Source organism: Mesorhizobium temperatum (genome assembly GCF_002284575.1).
Lineage (GTDB): Bacteria > Pseudomonadota > Alphaproteobacteria > Rhizobiales > Rhizobiaceae > Mesorhizobium > Mesorhizobium temperatum.
On the sequence record NZ_NPKJ01000075.1, the window covers coordinates 167,290 to 183,004 of the forward strand.

Genomic DNA, 15,715 nt, shown 5'->3' on the forward strand with positions numbered 1-15,715 from the left:
CACGCTCCAAGACGCGTCAGCCGGCGCTATCCATAACCTCGAGATTGCCTGTGCGGTTAAGCGTGTGAATGCCCGTGCGGGCCCATGCTGGCCCCGGGCCGATCGGGCGGGGCGGCGCAAAACGGACATCGAATTCGTCAAGCCGATCCAGCCGCATCAACCCCAGACCGCCGCCATAGGCTCTCGACCCGTTTTGCACCGGCAGAACCAGGGTGTCACCCTGGCGAATAAAGGCGCCGCCGGGCCGAGCGGCCGAGTGATCGACGGCGATCGGATTGAGCGCATGCGCAACCCATGGTCCGCGCAGCGAGGGTGAGGAATAGACCGTCATCGTATCCGACGCGCTGCCATAACCGAACCGCTCCGTCCCCACCAGCCAAAAGCGCCCATCCGATTCGAGCAGCGTGGCGTCATTGAAATCCTTGTCCGTCATCAGCACGGTGTCGCGTACCCAGCGATCTGGAAACTGCGCGGCGCGGTAGAGCACAAGCTCGCGCGCCGCCCCGCTTTCAGGAATCATGAAAATCTCGCCGGCGTGGGCAAACACCTGCGGATATGACAGGTGGTGCGCTTCCTCCAGCACCACCCTCGGCACGCCGAAGGTGCCATCGTCGCCCAGTTCGGCGACAGAAATCATGCCGCGACCGGTAGCGTAGGGAAATTCCTCGACAAACAGATAGTGGCGGCCATCGCGCTCGATGACGAATGGATCGGCGTAGAATCGCTGGCCATCGTCCGCGAGGACGGTGAACGGCTTACCGTCGAGTCGCCCGGTTTCGGCGACACCTGGCCCGTCGATCAGCCGATAGGCAACCTGCCAATAGAAGGGACGCCGTCCACGTCTGAGTTTTTGCACGGCGCGATCGACCAACCCCTTGCAGAAAAAGGGCAGATAGTGCCGGACAAAGCCGCCGTGCCTCAGGATCGGCGCCGGACCATCGGCAATCGGCACAAGTTCGCCCGCGGAAAAACGGGCGACGCTTTGCGCAACCAGCGAGATGGCCCCGGCGAGCAGGTCGTTGCAGCTGCGAGACAGCCAGAGCCGATCGCTGAGCATCGGTCGCCCCCGAGCGACTGTGACGCCATCGAGGCGAACGGCAAGTTCGGGCAATCGCCCGCCCACCAGCATCTCGGCCACACCGGCGGGGAAGGTGCTGTGGCCGCAAAATTCGAGCGTTAGAACCGGCGTGCCACGTCGTGCGGCAGTGCCGGTGAGATCGATTACGAGGTCGGCTGGACCAGAACCGCCAGACGGCAACGACTCGGAGCGGCTTGCCAATGAGGGACCGAAGCGCCGGCTCTCGATCGCCAGCACAATATCCAGGCCGCGTGCGAGCGGCGCAGGCGTTGCCGCGCGGCTGCTCGAAACCACGTGACCAGCTGCGTTCAACCGCACCAGAAGCTCATTTTCCCAGCGCCGAGATCCGGCGATGTGGCCGATGATTAAAATATTAGTCAATCGAATATATTCTTTTTCAAGACTACTCTGCCAGGATACCTATCGGTCTAGTCTTTCATAAGAGTTACCTCAGGAGATCGTGGGCTTGGCTGTTAATCATATATTAAGATTTAAGGTCACGAAGGCGGCTTCTGCCGCTATTAGAGCTCTTGTGGCGAATAATCAGCAGGTCGCGACGCCTTCTGGCGACCAGGATCAGCAATGAACGTCCTTTCACATCCGAAACTGCCATCCAGGCAAAAATTGCTGATCGTGTTCGGCACGAGGCCGGAGGCGCTCAAATGCTTTCCGGTGGTGCGTGCCGCGCTTGCCCATCCGGGTTTTATTACCGAGACATGCATCACCGGCCAGCATCGCGAGATGGTCGACCAGGTCATTGAACTGACCGGCCTGCCGGTGCATCACGACCTCAACATCATGCAACCCGGTCAGACATTGTTCGACGTGACCTCGCGCGTGCTGCTGGGCATGGCCGAAGTGCTGGAGAAGGCGAAGCCCGATATCGTCCTCGTGCAAGGCGACACGACCACGGCGATGACTGCGGCTCTCGCTGCCTTCTACAAGCGCATCCCGGTCGCCCATATCGAGGCAGGATTACGCAGCCACGACATCAACTCTCCCTTTCCGGAGGAACTGAACCGCAAGATTGCCGGCGACATCGCGACCTGGCATTTCGCGCCGACCATCCAGGCGCGCGACAATCTCATCGCCGAAGGAAAGGCTGCGAGCACCATCTTCGTGACCGGCAACACGGTGATAGACACGCTGTTGCATTTTTCCGGCGCGATCGACGCCGACAAGCTGATGAGCGCAAAACTCGCCGCCCGCTTCCCGTTCCTCGATCCCGCCAAGAAAATGATCCTCGTCACCGGGCATCGTCGTGAGAATTTCGACGGCGGCATCCATCGTATCTGTACGGCGCTGAAGGGGCTGGCAATGCGCGAGGACGTGCAGATCGTCTATCCGGTCCATCCCAACCCCAATGTGCGCTCGGTGGTCAACGCAGAACTGGGCGGCGTGCCGAACATCCATCTCGTCGACCCGCAGGACTATCTGCCGTTCCTGTTCCTGCAGAAGCAGAGCTATCTGGTGCTGACCGATAGCGGCGGCGTGCAGGAAGAAGCGCCTTCGCTCGGCAAGCCGGTGCTGGTGATGCGCGAGAATACCGAGCGGCCCGAGGGGATCGCGGCGGGTACCGCCCGTCTCGTCGGCACCGATATCCAAAAAATCCTGTTGAATGCCAACAGCCTGCTCGACGATCAGGCCGCCTATCGCGGCATGGCGGAACGACACAACCCGTATGGCGATGGCCGGGCCGGTAACCGGATCGTTGAGGAACTGCTGCATCATGGCTGAGATCAAGACCGTTTCCGTTATCGGCATGGGCTATATCGGCCTGCCGACCTGTGCCATCTTCGCCAGTCGCGGGCTCGACGTCATTGGCGTCGACGTCAACGAAGCTGTGGTCGAGAAGGTCAATCGCGGCGAAATCCACATCGTCGAGCCGGACCTCGATGGTTTGATCCAGAAGGTTGTAGCCAACGGCAAGCTTAGGGCTTTCAGTACGCCGCAGCCGGCGGACGCCTTTATCATCGCAGTGCCGACCCCGATGACCGAGGACCACAAGCCTGACGTGAGCTACGTGCTCGCGGCGGCACGAAGCATCGCCTCGGTGCTGAAGCGGGGAGACCTTGTGGTGCTGGAATCGACATCGCCGGTCGGCACGACGCGCATCATGACGGGACTGCTTGCCGAGTTGCGGCCCGATCTCAAATTTCCTGTCGTGCATGGCGAACAGGCCGATGTGCTGGTCGCCTATTCGCCCGAGCGCGTGTTGCCGGGAAAGGTCCTTACCGAACTGATCAACAACGATCGCTCGATCGGCGGACTGTCGCGCAAGTCGTCTGAACGCACCGCGGCACTCTATTCAACCTTTGTTGCCGGCGACCTGTTCACGACCCAGGCCGAAAGCGCGGAACTGGTGAAGCTGACCGAGAACGCGTTCCGCGACGTCAATATCGCCTTTGCCAATGAGCTTGCGGCAGTGTGCCAGGATCTGTCGCTCAACGTCTGGGAGGTGATCGATCTGGCTAACCGGCATCCCCGCGTGAACATCCTGCAGCCGAGCCCGGGCGTAGGCGGCCACTGCATTGCGGTCGATCCGTATTTTATTATCGACGCCGCGCCTAACAGCACGCGGCTGATGGCTTCGGCACGCCGGATCAATTCCGAGCGTCCGTTGTCGGTGGTCAGGGATATACAAGCCTTGCTCGATCCTTCCCGCAAGCAGACGATCGCTTGCCTTGGCCTCAGCTTCAAACCCAATATCGACGATATGCGCGAGAGCCCGGCTGTCGAGGTGGTGAAGCTTTTGTCCAATATTCCTAACCTGAAGATCATTGCGGCTGAACCCAACGCATACAGGCTGCCGCATGAGCTCGAGGGCAAAGGCATCGTCTTCACCGATGCGCTTTCCGCCATCGACCAGTGCGATATCGTCGTTCTGCTGGTCGACCATCGGCAGTTTAATCTGGTCGATCCCGAAGCGCTCAAGGACAAGAAGCTCATCGACACAAGGGGTTTGTGGACCTGGCGCAAGGCACGCAAGCCCGACGCCCGCATCGAAGGCAAGAAATCAGCGATCGAACACCTGGCGCTTCCTGCAAGTGCAGAGGAGGCCGCATGAACGCGCACGACCCAGCATGGGCGCAGCATCGCCTGTTGGCGTCACGGCGCCGGGAATTCCTTGGCGCGCCGATCCATGCACTGACCATGGCCGAGACGCTGGCCGTCGCCGATGAGGCGATGACCCTGCGGCGGCCGCTGCATCATGTGGTCGTGAATGTCGCCAAGCTTGTGAACATGCGCAACAATACCGAGCTGCGGGAAGATGTTGCGACGGCGGATGTGATTAACGTCGACGGCATCGGCGTGCTTTGGGGCGCGCGTCTTTGCGGCGTCGCACTGCCTGAGCGGGTGGCCGGCGTCGACATCATGATCAATCTGCTGAGCCTCTGCGCGAATCGTGGCTTCAGGCCCTTCCTCCTGGGCGCCGAACAATCCGTGCTCGATGCCGTTAAAATGCGACTTGCCAGGGATCATCCGGGTCTCGTCGTCGCTGGCATGCGCAATGGCTATTTCAAGCCGGAAGACGAGGCCGGCATCGTCGAGGCGATCAACGCCTCGGGCGCCGACTGCCTGTTGGTGGCGATGCCGACGCCGCGCAAGGAGCGCTTTCTCAAGCGCTATCGTGACGAACTCACCCCGAGTTTCGTCATGGGCGTGGGCGGCAGTTTCGATGTCTATGGCGGCAAGGTTGCCCGGGCGCCGAAACTGATTCAAGCGGCCGGTCTGGAGTGGTTGTTTCGCGTGGCACAGGAGCCGCGACGCTTGTGGCGTCGCTACTATGACACCAACACCGCCTACGCAGCGCTGCTGTGCCGGGAGCTATGGGGCCGTCGGGGGCGCCGAAAGGTCGATCTATAAGGAGCGATTAACAGGGCGCCCGGCCTGGGGCTACAGCATCGGTCCGAAGTCGGAACCGCTTTCCAGGACTACGGCACGGCAAATTCAAAATGCCATCGCGGGTCTATGCGAGCCGCAGCCGCGCCCTCAGCTTTGCTACGAATTGTATCGCGGCGGCAGGGTAGAACAGCCAGGTCAGCCCGAAGAAAACCACTGCGCCAGCGGTGCCGCCGGCGACGAGCGAGAAGATGGCCGACATATCGCCGAATAGAGCGCTGGCAAGGCTGGCGGCCAGCCCCGTGCTGAGCGAGATGACGACCGAAACGCCGATGTCGCGCCATGGCACCGGCACCGGCGTGAGCCGTTCGCTGATGATGATGCAGGCTAAAAGGCCTGCCAGCGATCCGCCCGCCAGCGCCAACGCAGCGCCGACCTCCGCCATCGGAGGGATCAACAGCACGGACAGTGCGATTGTCGCCACCGAGCCGAAGGAATTGGCGATGATCAGCAGCCACGGACGCTTGTGCGCATGCACCACGGTGCCATAGACGAAGCTCGCCAGGTTGGCACACAGCACGCTGAAGGCGATGATCGGAAAGAGCAGGCCGAAACGGCCGTGATATTCGGCGGGCAGCAGGAGCTGAGTGATATCGCTGCTGAGTGCGACCAGCATCGCTGCGACCGGCAGGCAGAGGCGCATCATCAGGGCCATCAATTGCGACAGCAGCCGGCCCGATGCCGCAGGCCCGTCGTCGTCGAACCGGCTGACCACCTCGGGAAAGGCGCCCATGTTGATGGAGTTGGCGACCATATCGATGGGCTGGCGGGCCAGCGCATAGGCTGCGGCGAAGATCGCCACTGCGCCGGCATCGTAATAGATCTTGAGGAACACACGCTCGGCGCTGTGCAGGCCGAAGCCTACCAGCGCCATGATGACCAGGGGCACACCGAGGACGAAGAACTCCTTTTGGGTGAAGCGTGGCGGACCGGCAATGACGCGTCGGGATGCCATTAGGCCCGCCACGATACCGGCGATTAAAACGCCGAGGCTCGAGCCGAGCGATACCGTCAGAAAGGAGTCTTGAAACATGACGATGGCGCCGATCGGCAGCGCGAGTTGCAGCACGGCGCGCAGGAACTCGAGCATCGAATAGACCGAATGACGCTGCTGCATCTGCAGCACCGTCAGCGCGAAGCGGCCGATGGAGCCGGCGATCAGGTAGCTGCAGACGGCGATCGCGAACTCGACCCAGCGCTCCGGCACGATCACTGCGGAGGCAGCCACGGATATAATCAGCGCCAGTGCGGTGCTGGCAAGCAACACCCGCCCGGCCAGCATCAGGCTGCCGCGGCTGACGTCGCCTTTGCCGCCAAGCCTGAGCAAAGCGATGCGCAGCCAGTTGGTGACGGCAATGTCGGTCATTTCGCCGACGGTCACCACCAGGGTCAGCAGGCCATACTCGGTCTGATCGATCAACCGGGTCACGATGACCAGCAGGAGCAGCGCGGAAATCCGCGTCAGCAGGATCGCCGGGGCATAGATGAGCGTGGAACGCAGCAGCAAGAGGTTGTCCCCGGGAAATCCACCTTCGATTAACCGTCGACCGGCGGAAAATCCAGCGCGATGACGGCAAAGGGTGAACAGATTCAGTTTGAAATAACGGATTCGTCGTAGACCTTATTTGAATTTGCCTTGTCGTTCCGAAATGGGCTCATGTTGCAGCGTCTGGTTCACAATCGAAAAGTCCATGTGCTTGTCGCGACGCCTTCGGGCGTTTCGGGGCAGGGAGGCATCGACCGCATTATGGGGGCGATGAAGCAGGAGTTCGAGCGGCAGGAGATCGCCGACATCGACGTACACTTCCTTGCCAGCCGCGGCCCAGGGCATGTCGGGTTTTCGATCTTCTACATGTTTGACTTTTGCTTGCGGATGCTTGCAGCGCGTCTGGCGAAGCGCGCCGATGTCATCCACATCAATATCTCAGTCTCCGGCAGCACCTATCGCAAGATGGTGATTGCCGCCTGCGCACGGCTGCTGTCGATACCTTATGTCCTGCATTTGCACGGGGCAGAGTATGAGACGTTCTGGAAAGACGATCGCAGTTTCATGAGCCGCCGCATCGAAACTCTGTTCGAGCGTGCCGGTCGGGTGATCGTCTTGGGCGGGCTTTGGCGCGACTTCGTCGCCAGCCGGGCACCGGGGGCGGCCGGAAATATTGTCATCGTTCCCAACGCCACGGCGGTTCCCTCCATGGCGCACGTCGGTGGCGGCGACCATGTCCATATCCTGTTCCTTGGCCGCATCGGCGACCGCAAGGGCGTGCCGCAATTGCTGGATGCGCTGCACCGCATGGAGCCGATCAAGAGTTGGCGCGCCACGATCGCCGGCGATGGCGACGTCGAGGCGGCACGGATGAGAACGGCCGAGCTGGGCCTTGCCGAGCGCGTTACCCTTCCTGGCTGGGTCGGGCCCGACGACGTCGCTTCGCTGATCGCTTCGGCGGACATTCTGGTGCTGCCCTCCTTTGCCGAAAACCTGCCCGTCTCGGTCATCGAAGGCATGGCCGCAGGCCTCGCGGTAGTGACGACGCCTGTCGGCGCGGTGGAGGACATCATCACCAACGAGCAATCCGGGTTGCTGGTGCCGCCCGGCGATGTTGCGGCGTTGACCGAGGCGCTGACACGGCTGGTCGAGAATCCGGCATTGAGAGCCAGGCTTGGTGCTGCCGCGATGGCCGTGCATCGGGAACGGCTTGAGCTCGCACCGTTCGTCGGCGCGATCTGCGACGTCTGGAGGTCGGTCGCGTTAAAGGCTCAATCGGTCAAGCGCTGACGCTGTCCGGTAAACGCGGACGCTGAGATTGCGCGCCGTCGCTTGAGTGCGCAGGTGAGCCTAAGGCACGCAGCTTCGGGTCGAGCGCGACACCGATCCCATTGGCGTCACTGCGGCGCCCCAAGTTCGAACTCGCGATGGAATATCTCCAAATTCAACAGCGCCCATATCAGCTTTTCGTGGTCTGCGGCGCCCTTGGTGTGCTCCGAGACGATTTGATCAAGGTATTTCGCGCTCAAATAGCTGCGAATGACGGAATGAGAGGAGCAAAGATGGTCGTGCACGTAGTTCCTCATAGACCCGCGAAACCATTCGGCGACGGGCACCTTGAACCCGATCTTGCGGCGGTTGAGAATTTCCTCAGGAAGCATGTTGGCCATGCTGTTGCGCAAGATCAGCTTACCCTTCCGCCAACCCACCTTGTAGCGATCGGGCAATTTGCTGACGAACGCAACCAGATCGCGATCGAGGAACGGCATTCTTCCTTCGATTGAACCGGCCATCATCATGCGGTCGCCTCGTTCCAAGAGATTGTCGGGCAACCACGATGTCTGATCGAAAAACAGCGCCCGGCGAAGATGGGATGCCTTCGCGCTTGAGGAGAACGGGAGGTTGTTACGCTGATTGTGGCAATTGGCCGGCGCACCGGTGAGGCGACCGTGTTGCCGCGCTGTCATGGCTCCAAACCAGGAGATCATCCGGGTGGCAAAGTCCCTTTCGCCCGCGCTTCGGGCAAATGTATCGAACTTGGCCGATGCGCCAGGCATGGCACGTATCAAAGGGGCGAGTAGGTTGTCGTGGAGCAAGGCTGGAACGAGCGACCGGTAGATTCCAGCCAGCGACTCTGCGCGATGTTTGGGATACCCGCCGAGAATCTCGTCTGCCCCTTCCCCTGTGAGCACCATCTTGACGTCCTGCGAGGCTCGCTCCGACATCAGGTAAATTGGAATATCCGAACTTTGTGAAACGGGCGCCCCCAGATGGCGAATCAACTTGGGCAGGTGGTCAATCAGGTCGTCCGCTTCAATGACAAGTTCGCAATGATCAGTCTTGAAATGATCGGCGACGCGTCGGGCGAATGGGAGTTCGCTATAAGCCGGTTCGCTGAAACCGACCGAAAATGTACGAATGGGCTTGTCGCTGTGCTTGGTCATCAGGGCGACGATTGCTGACGAATCGAGCCCTCCGGAGAGAAAGGCGCCAAAGGGTGCATCGCTGCGCATTCTGATCTCGACGGAATGGTCGAGCAGTTCCAGGAATCGTCGCTTGGCGGTTTCGTCGTCGATATCCTCGGTCAGATCCGTTTGATCTGGAGGCGTATAATAGCGCGTTTCCGTCACTGTCCCTTGCGACCAAACGGCATAGCTTCCGGGGTTGAGTTTGCGGATCTGTTTAAAAAGCGTGCGTGGTCCAGGCACGTAACGCCAGCGCAGATACTCGTGCACAGCGTCCAGATTGAGCTGCTGCGCATTCGGTTGCGATGACAGCAACGCATTGATCTCCGAGGCGAAGGACAGCAATTTTTCGCTTTGCATGAGGTAAAGGGGCTTTTTGCCGAAGGGATCCCGGCCGAGGATCAATTCGTGCCTCTGAGCATCCCAGAGCGCAAAAGCGAACATGCCGCTCAATCGGTCAAACATGGACAAGTGCCACTGATCATAAGCTCTGAGCAGCACCTCAGTATCGGAGCGCGTTCGAAAACGATGACCGAGGCCGATCAGTTCCTGGCGCAACTCGATATAGTTGTAAATTTCGCCGTTGAAAATAATTCTGAGCCGGCCGTCGTCGATATGCATCGGCTGATTTGAATCGGCATTTAGGTCAATAATCGCCAGGCGGCGATGCACCATTGCCAATTGGTTCTCGCCGGTGTTCAAGTCCAAGAACTCGGTACCTTCGGCATCGGGACCACGATGCCGCAATGCGTTGGACATTCTGGCGGCCCGATCTTGTGGATTCTCGACCCTCGGCCCGATCCAGCCGGCAATTCCACACATTATCTCTTCCCTGGGCGCGCGTATTCGCGTCGCTGTTTACGACGAATGTATTAAACACTTGGTTGCCGACGAACCGGATCGCGCGGAGAAAGCCGCCAAGGTGATTTCACGCTGGGCTTGACTGGTTCGATCAGGCTCTGCCGGTCTGAATGAGGTGCCACCGACGGTTGCGGCCGGAGACGGCAGATCTTGCCGTTGCGTGACTGATCACTAACTCGTGGCGGGGCAGGATTGGCGTTGCCGCCCGGCTGCTCATCCGCCAAGAGGCGCAATGGCTACGGCAGGCCCAGTGCCCGCAACATCTCCTGGTCTGGGATCGCAGGCCCTTCGGGCCGGATGACGGTCATTCCATAGGGATTGGAGAATTCCCAGACAGACCATGGTATCGCGAAGCGTTCCGCCTGCTGGCGCACCGCCGTGAGATAGCGCAGACGGTCAGCGTCGAACGCGCCCATTCGGCCGTCCGCAGACATGAGGATGGCGCCGAATTCGCCCATGAAGAGCCGCCGGCTTGGAATGCCATGCGCCTCGGCCCAGTCGACCGCCTGACGGAAGCTCGCCTCGAGTTGGCTCGGGCCCCAATTGTGCTCGAAATATCGGGCGATTGCTTCACGCGCCGCGACCATGTTCATCACCTGTTCGACCGGGCTCAAGCCGGCCGCGTCCATCTGCGCCTTAAGGGTTTCGGTCACCTTTTCGGGCGTGCTGCTGTCGGCCGGCCAGGGCAGGCCCGAGGCGAAGGCACCTGTCCCGTCGGGCCGCTGGTGCGTGAAACTGTGCGGCTCATACATGTGGAAGCTGTAGTAGAGGTTCGGATCGTCGAACCCCGGGGTGAGATTGACCAGTCCGGCAATGCTGCCGCCACAGGCGCCTGTTGCGACGATGGTGAGTTCGCTGCTGACTGCGCGAATATCGCGGACCGTGTCTGCCATGATCCGCTGCCAGTCATCGCTCCCGCTCGAATCACAAGGGTAGTATGCCGGCTCGTTGTAAGGCTCGAGGGCTACCTTGTCGGTGCCAACCTTGACCAGCATGGTGGCGACCGCCACCACCATTTCGCGATAGCTGGCAACGCCCTCGCTGTCGGCACCGTCATAGATCATCTCCATGCTGTAGGCCGGAACCTGGGTGACGCCGTGCAGGTCGAAGACCACCTTAAGGCCGGCCGACGTGACCCGCTCGACCGCGGCGGCAAGTATGTCCAGCGCCTGCCGCCGTTTGACGCCCTCGCTGGCAAGCAGAGGGCCGGGGTCGACGCTCAGCCGGACGAAGTCGAAGCCCATCGATCGAATGCGCGCAAACGCGTCGCCGCCGGGCCAATCGGCGAGCGGCCTATGTCCAGCGCGCCACTCCTCCTCGCTGCGATAGGGCGGCCAACGGTAGGATCCATCGTCGTCTACCGACGACCAGTTCAGCCATTCATGCACGCCAACGCCGCGCTGGAGCGGGATCGGCGCAGCGTTGGCGGCTATCGCCATGCCGAGCACCCACGCCGCAACACACGCCATCCTTCTCATCATCACTCTCCGTATCACGGTCGGAGATATTAACCGCAGGATCGGAAAAGGAGGATTGCCGTCGCAAGGCTTTTCGACAGCATGGTATATAAGAATCGAAACCTTAGCGGAGCGCGTATGAGAATCGGCTGGTACATCAACCGGTTGCGCAGCATGGAGCCGGCTGAGGTGTTGCACCGGCTGGGCGAGCAGCGTCGAAGGATCGCTTCGCGCCGCCGCGACGATGGCTGGGAGCGCTATGCTTCGCCCCAGTTGCACCCGGTGCTGCGTGGATTGCGCGATGCTGCGCTGGCTGCGACACCGGCTCAACGGCAAGCCATAGCGGCGGCGGTGCAAAACACGCTTGGGGGCCAGTTTTCCGCACTTGGGCGGACATGGCCACGGCGCGACTGCGATCGGCTGTTTCCTCCCGAGCTTTGGCGCCTTGATCCGGTGACCGGCAGGCTTTGGCCGGGCCCCGAGACCCATACTTTCGATATCGATTTTCGTAATGACGGCGGCCGCGGCGATGTAAAATACGTTTGGGAGATCAACCGGCTGCAGCAGCTGCCGCCACTGGCCGCCCACCTGCTTCTCGCCGGCGACGACCAGTCCCGGATGGCCATAGAGGCGGCGATCGACAGCTGGCATTTAGCCAATCCGCCGTTTCGAGGGGTTGGCTGGGCCTCCGGCATCGAAGTAGCGCTGCGAGCCATCAGCCTGATTGTCACCATGGACCTCGTCGGCGACCGACTGGGCGCGGCGACACGGCAGCAAGTGGGTGAAATACTAGCGGCAAGCGCCTATTGGCTGCCGCGGTTCCCTTCGCAATTTTCGTCCGCCAACAACCATCTCGTCGCAGAACTGGCTGGCGAGTATCTGATCGGCCTGGCGTTGGGGACCGCACCCGACGCTGCACGCGGCGCCCTCCTGGCTGAGGCGCGCAAGCAGATTCTCGCCGATGGCGCCGGTGCCGAGCAGACCCCGACATATGCGGCCTTCACCGCCGAACTCATCTTGCTGTGCGCCGCTGCGGCACGCCAAGCCGGAACGCCGTTTCCCTCGCCCGTCGAAGCGCGTCTGGCCGCATTTGCCAATTTCGTCGCCTGGCTCTCACCAGCCGCCGGCTTTGGCGACAACGATGAAGGTCGCGTGCTGACGCTCGGGGACGACCCGGACTATGTCCGATCCGTCGCCGCTGCCATCCTTGGCTTTCTACGGATGCCGGGCAACGCGGCGGCGCCAGACGATTTTCGTGCGCTTTTCTTTGGCACGCCGTCGGAACCGGCACCGGCGTCGCATGGGCTGCAAACGTTCACGCAAGGCGGGCTCTCCGTCTGGCGCGGTGAGATGAACGGCCGCAGCATCGATCTGACATTCGACCACGGCCCGCTCGGCTATCTCTCGATAGCGGCTCACGGCCATGCCGACGCGCTGTCGCTCACCTTGTGCGTCGATGGCGAGCCGGTGCTGGTCGACCCCGGCACCTGGCTCTACGGTTCGGGGGGCGTCTGGCGCGACTGGTTCCGCTCAACACCGGCGCATAACACGCTGAATATCGAGGGCAAAAGCCAAAGCATCATCGCCGGGATGTTCAACTGGTCGCACAAGGCGGCTGCGGCATTGGTGGAGAGCGAGCCGGGAACGCACTGGAAGCTGCGCGCCCAGCATGACGGGTATAGAAGCCGCTTCGGTGTCGTGCATCAGCGCACCGTGATGTACCAGGCCGACGGGATCGTCGTGACCGACCAACTGCTCGGCGGCAGGCGCGTGGCCGAGGTCGTCTTTCAACTCGCAGCCGGCCTCGGCACCAACCGGGACGGAAGCACGATCATGGTGCTGCGCGGCGATGAACCGCTGATAGCCATTCGCTTTCCGGACGCTGCGGTCGAGATCCGCGCCGGCGGCGACGCACCGGGGCAAGGCGGCTGGGTTTCACCGCGTTTTGGCGCCAGGCAGCCAGCCGAACGCATCGCCTGGCACGGCGAAGTGGGCGAAGACGGAATTAAGATCCACCTCGCGGCAATCCCCCCGTCGTAAAGACAGCGCCCGGCGCCGCTGCAGAGCGGCCTATCCGGTGTTCCGGCCGTATTCGAGATTAATTACGCTCGGACATTTAGCGTTTTGTTACGGTTGATCTGCTAGTCTGGCACAAATCCGGCGTGCTTTGCTCGTTGCAGCCGCAATAGCCACCTGGTTGCGGCAACATGCAGTGGATTTGGCAAGTTTTTTGCTTCGCAATTCGCCGGATCGCCATCTCACGGCCCAGGAGCCACTGCACCGATGTTTTCTGAATTCGCCAGAGTGATTGTGGAAAAGCTTGCGAACGTCAATCTGCTGACGCTCGGCCTGCTTTTTCTCACGGCACTGGGCAGCGCGGTGATCGCTTACTGGCGAACCGTCGAGCATAAATCCCTCAGGGACTTTTTCGATTTCGCTTTCCCGGCGGAAGTCATCCTGCACCCGTCGGCGCGAGCGGATGTTCTATTTTGGGTCACCAAACGGGCGATAATGCCTTTCCTGCTCATCCCTGCCGGCGTCACCTTCGTTGCCGCCGTGGGCTATGGGACACACCAGGCAATCGGCTGGCTCTTTGATATCCAGGCGCCGCTCATCGACGGCCCGGCCGGACCGGTGACGATCGTCATCTTCACCGCAACCATGCTGATCGCCTACGATATTTCGTACTATCTCTACCATGTCGCCCAGCACCACTTCCCGTTCCTGTGGGAATTGCACAAAGTGCATCATTCGGCCGAGGTGATGGTGGGAATCACCAAGGATCGAGTTCATCCGCTGGACGACCTGATGAACCGTATCTGGGATGGCGTCATCCCGGGGATCTGCTTCGGCATCTGGAGCCTGATCGCGCTCGATCCAGTAGAGATCGCTATCTTCGGCATCAACGTCTATGTCATCCGCAACATCCTGATGATGGACTTTGTTCGCCATACCCATTTCAAGATTTCCTTCGGCCCGCTGAACAACATCATCTTGTGTCCGCATTGGCACCAGGTGCACCACAGCATCGACCCTCGCCACTACGACAAGAATTTTGGCCTGCTGTTTTCGTTCTGGGATCGCCTCTTCGGGACGCAGTTTGTCCCGGATCCGGATGAGGACCTCAAATTTGGCCTGATAGATCGCGATGTGCGCGACTATCAGTCGCTCTTTGGGCTTTACATCCTGCCGCTCAAGAAGATGGGAGGGCATGTCGTCCGACTGTTCCAGAGGCGTCCCGATGTCATCGCTCAGCCACAGGATCGTTCCCCTTCATGAACACCATTGTTTCGATTGACGCTTCGAGCGCAGAGCGCCTGGAAGTTGTCCGTTCGGCGGATCGCCTGGCTGCGATCGAAGCCGATTGGATGCATCTTTGGCATCGCACCGATGGGCTGATCTTTCAGAGTCATGCCTGGATTTCGGCATGGTGGAGTACCGTAGCGGACCGTGACCAGCGCGCGCTGCGGATCGGCCTGGTCTGGAACGGTGACAGGCTGGTTGCCGTCGTTCCCCTGACGATCGGCAAGCGCAAAGGCCTGCGGTTTCTCGAATGGGCGGCCAGCAGCTATACCGATTACGGGGATATCCTCGTTGCTCCGGAATGCTCGTTATCGGCCCTGCAGGACGTATGGGCCCAGATCTGTGACGCCGGTGGCTTCGATATTGCCTTTCTCAATCATCTCTTGCCGGGTGCGGCGGTCCGCAAAATTTTCACTCCGGATACTTCCGGCGGGATCAGGCTTCGCCCCAATCACAGAGAGGAAGTCAGTTATCGCGTGGCCGGACAGTGGCAGAGCGGAGCCGCGTGGTTCGCGGAGCAATCGAAAAAGACGCGGCAGAACTATCGGCGCGGCGTCAAGACGTTGGAAGAAGCGGGGAAAATAAAATTTCGCCTGCTTGCGCCAGACGAGCCACTGCAGCCGGTACTGGACCGGCTCTCTGCGCTGAAGCGCAGATGGCTGGTGGAGCGCAAGCGTGAATCCCAACTTTTTGAAGAGGGAGCGCCAGTGCTCGCCGCACTCGTCGACGCGCTGGCGCGCGCCGGCGTGCTGCGCATTTTCGTACTTGAATGCGATGGCGCGATGGTCTCGGTCTCCATCAACTTCGTCCAGCACCACACCATGATGGCGTTCGTGACCACTTTCGATCCGGATTTCAGCCAAGCGTCGCCCGGCATGATCCTGATGATGGACTACATACAGTGGTCGATCGATCACGGCTTGGGCACGGTCGATTTCCTGTGCGGCGCAGAGTCGTTCAAGCACAAATTCGCAACGCAGGGTGTCGTCCTGCAATCCGTTATTGGGGCGCGTACGGCGCAAGGCTCGATCGCTTCTCTTGCCGATCGTATGCGTCAGAGGGTCCGGCACGTACGCGGGCGCGGACCGGTGCCGACATCTTGATTTCGGCTTGATCGGCGCCGGAACACCGTGCCCGACAGGCAATGGCAAGCGGTGTCCTA

At 61.0% G+C, this 15,715-nt stretch carries 11 protein-coding genes; 7 read left to right on the forward strand and 4 right to left on the reverse strand.

Annotated elements, in window-relative coordinates:
* Window positions 1-16: 16 nt before the first annotated feature.
* Window positions 17-1,459 carry a glucosamine inositolphosphorylceramide transferase family protein gene (locus CIT26_RS32635; RefSeq protein ID WP_245319642.1) on the reverse strand — a complete coding sequence of 481 codons (1,443 nt, stop codon included), beginning with the start codon at window positions 1,457-1,459 and terminating at the stop codon, window positions 17-19.
* Window positions 1,460-1,660: 201 nt separating this feature from the next.
* On the opposite strand from CIT26_RS32635, the gene wecB reads away from it, so the two are divergent.
* The 3 genes from wecB (at window position 1,661) to CIT26_RS32650 (ending at window position 4,945) form a co-directional block, all read left to right on the forward strand.
* Window positions 1,661-2,815: a non-hydrolyzing UDP-N-acetylglucosamine 2-epimerase gene (gene wecB, locus CIT26_RS32640; RefSeq protein WP_095496392.1), complete on the forward strand. Its 1,155-nt coding sequence runs from the start codon at window positions 1,661-1,663 to the stop codon at window positions 2,813-2,815.
* Entirely contained in the window at window positions 2,808-4,145 is a 1,338-nt protein-coding gene (gene wecC, locus CIT26_RS32645; protein ID WP_095496393.1) for a UDP-N-acetyl-D-mannosamine dehydrogenase, read from the forward strand. Before wecB ends, wecC begins: the two co-directional genes overlap by 8 nt.
* An 86-nt stretch (window positions 4,146-4,231) precedes the next feature.
* Window positions 4,232-4,945 (forward strand): WecB/TagA/CpsF family glycosyltransferase, encoded by a 714-nt coding sequence (locus CIT26_RS32650; RefSeq protein ID WP_245319643.1) that lies wholly within the window; start codon window positions 4,232-4,234, stop codon window positions 4,943-4,945.
* Window positions 4,946-5,048: 103 nt separating this feature from the next.
* Here the strand turns inward: CIT26_RS32650 and CIT26_RS32655 are convergent, their stop codons facing one another.
* Complete coding sequence (locus CIT26_RS32655) at window positions 5,049-6,488, reverse strand: lipopolysaccharide biosynthesis protein (protein WP_095496395.1); 1,440 nt, start codon at window positions 6,486-6,488, stop codon at window positions 5,049-5,051.
* A gap of 150 nt (window positions 6,489-6,638) precedes the next feature.
* Here CIT26_RS32655 and CIT26_RS32660 point away from each other — a divergent pair, with 150 nt between their 5' ends.
* On the forward strand, window positions 6,639-7,757 hold the full coding sequence (locus CIT26_RS32660) for a glycosyltransferase family 4 protein (protein ID WP_095496396.1): 1,119 nt from the start codon (window positions 6,639-6,641) through the stop codon (window positions 7,755-7,757).
* Between the two features lie 107 nt (window positions 7,758-7,864).
* Here CIT26_RS32660 and asnB read toward each other — a convergent pair whose 3' ends face one another.
* Window positions 7,865-9,754 carry an asparagine synthase (glutamine-hydrolyzing) gene (gene asnB, locus CIT26_RS32665; RefSeq protein ID WP_095496397.1) on the reverse strand — a complete coding sequence of 630 codons (1,890 nt, stop codon included), beginning with the start codon at window positions 9,752-9,754 and terminating at the stop codon, window positions 7,865-7,867.
* Between the two features lie 275 nt (window positions 9,755-10,029).
* Complete coding sequence (locus CIT26_RS32670; protein WP_095496398.1) at window positions 10,030-11,271, reverse strand: glycoside hydrolase family 5 protein; 1,242 nt, start codon at window positions 11,269-11,271, stop codon at window positions 10,030-10,032.
* Between the two features lie 117 nt (window positions 11,272-11,388).
* Between CIT26_RS32670 and CIT26_RS32675 the strand changes: the two genes are divergently transcribed.
* The 3 genes from CIT26_RS32675 to CIT26_RS32685 all read left to right on the forward strand — a co-directional run bounded on the left by CIT26_RS32675 (window position 11,389) and on the right by CIT26_RS32685 (window position 15,656).
* A complete protein-coding gene (locus tag CIT26_RS32675; RefSeq protein ID WP_095496399.1) occupies window positions 11,389-13,290 on the forward strand; it encodes a heparinase II/III family protein in 1,902 nt (633 codons plus the stop codon).
* A gap of 243 nt (window positions 13,291-13,533) precedes the next feature.
* On the forward strand, window positions 13,534-14,529 hold the full coding sequence (locus CIT26_RS32680; protein ID WP_095496400.1) for a sterol desaturase family protein: 996 nt from the start codon (window positions 13,534-13,536) through the stop codon (window positions 14,527-14,529).
* Complete coding sequence (locus tag CIT26_RS32685; RefSeq protein ID WP_095496401.1) at window positions 14,526-15,656, forward strand: GNAT family N-acetyltransferase; 1,131 nt, start codon at window positions 14,526-14,528, stop codon at window positions 15,654-15,656. Before CIT26_RS32680 ends, CIT26_RS32685 begins: the two co-directional genes overlap by 4 nt.
* Window positions 15,657-15,715 lie beyond the last annotated feature (59 nt).

Excerpts from the sequence above, each read along its gene's own strand:
- wecB (WP_095496392.1), top strand. The coding sequence starts at position 1,661 with ATGAACGTCCTTTCACATCCGAAACTGCCATCCAGGCAAAAATTGCTG.
- wecC (WP_095496393.1), top strand. The coding sequence starts at position 2,808 with ATGGCTGAGATCAAGACCGTTTCCGTTATCGGCATGGGCTATATCGGC.
- CIT26_RS32650 (WP_245319643.1), top strand. The coding sequence starts at position 4,232 with ATGGCCGAGACGCTGGCCGTCGCCGATGAGGCGATGACCCTGCGGCGG.
- CIT26_RS32660 (WP_095496396.1), top strand. The coding sequence starts at position 6,639 with ATGTTGCAGCGTCTGGTTCACAATCGAAAAGTCCATGTGCTTGTCGCG.
- asnB (WP_095496397.1), bottom strand. The coding sequence starts at position 9,754 with ATGTGTGGAATTGCCGGCTGGATCGGGCCGAGGGTCGAGAATCCACAA.
- CIT26_RS32670 (WP_095496398.1), bottom strand. The coding sequence starts at position 11,271 with ATGAGAAGGATGGCGTGTGTTGCGGCGTGGGTGCTCGGCATGGCGATA.
- CIT26_RS32675 (WP_095496399.1), top strand. The coding sequence starts at position 11,389 with ATGAGAATCGGCTGGTACATCAACCGGTTGCGCAGCATGGAGCCGGCT.
- CIT26_RS32680 (WP_095496400.1), top strand. The coding sequence starts at position 13,534 with ATGTTTTCTGAATTCGCCAGAGTGATTGTGGAAAAGCTTGCGAACGTC.
- CIT26_RS32685 (WP_095496401.1), top strand. The coding sequence starts at position 14,526 with ATGAACACCATTGTTTCGATTGACGCTTCGAGCGCAGAGCGCCTGGAA.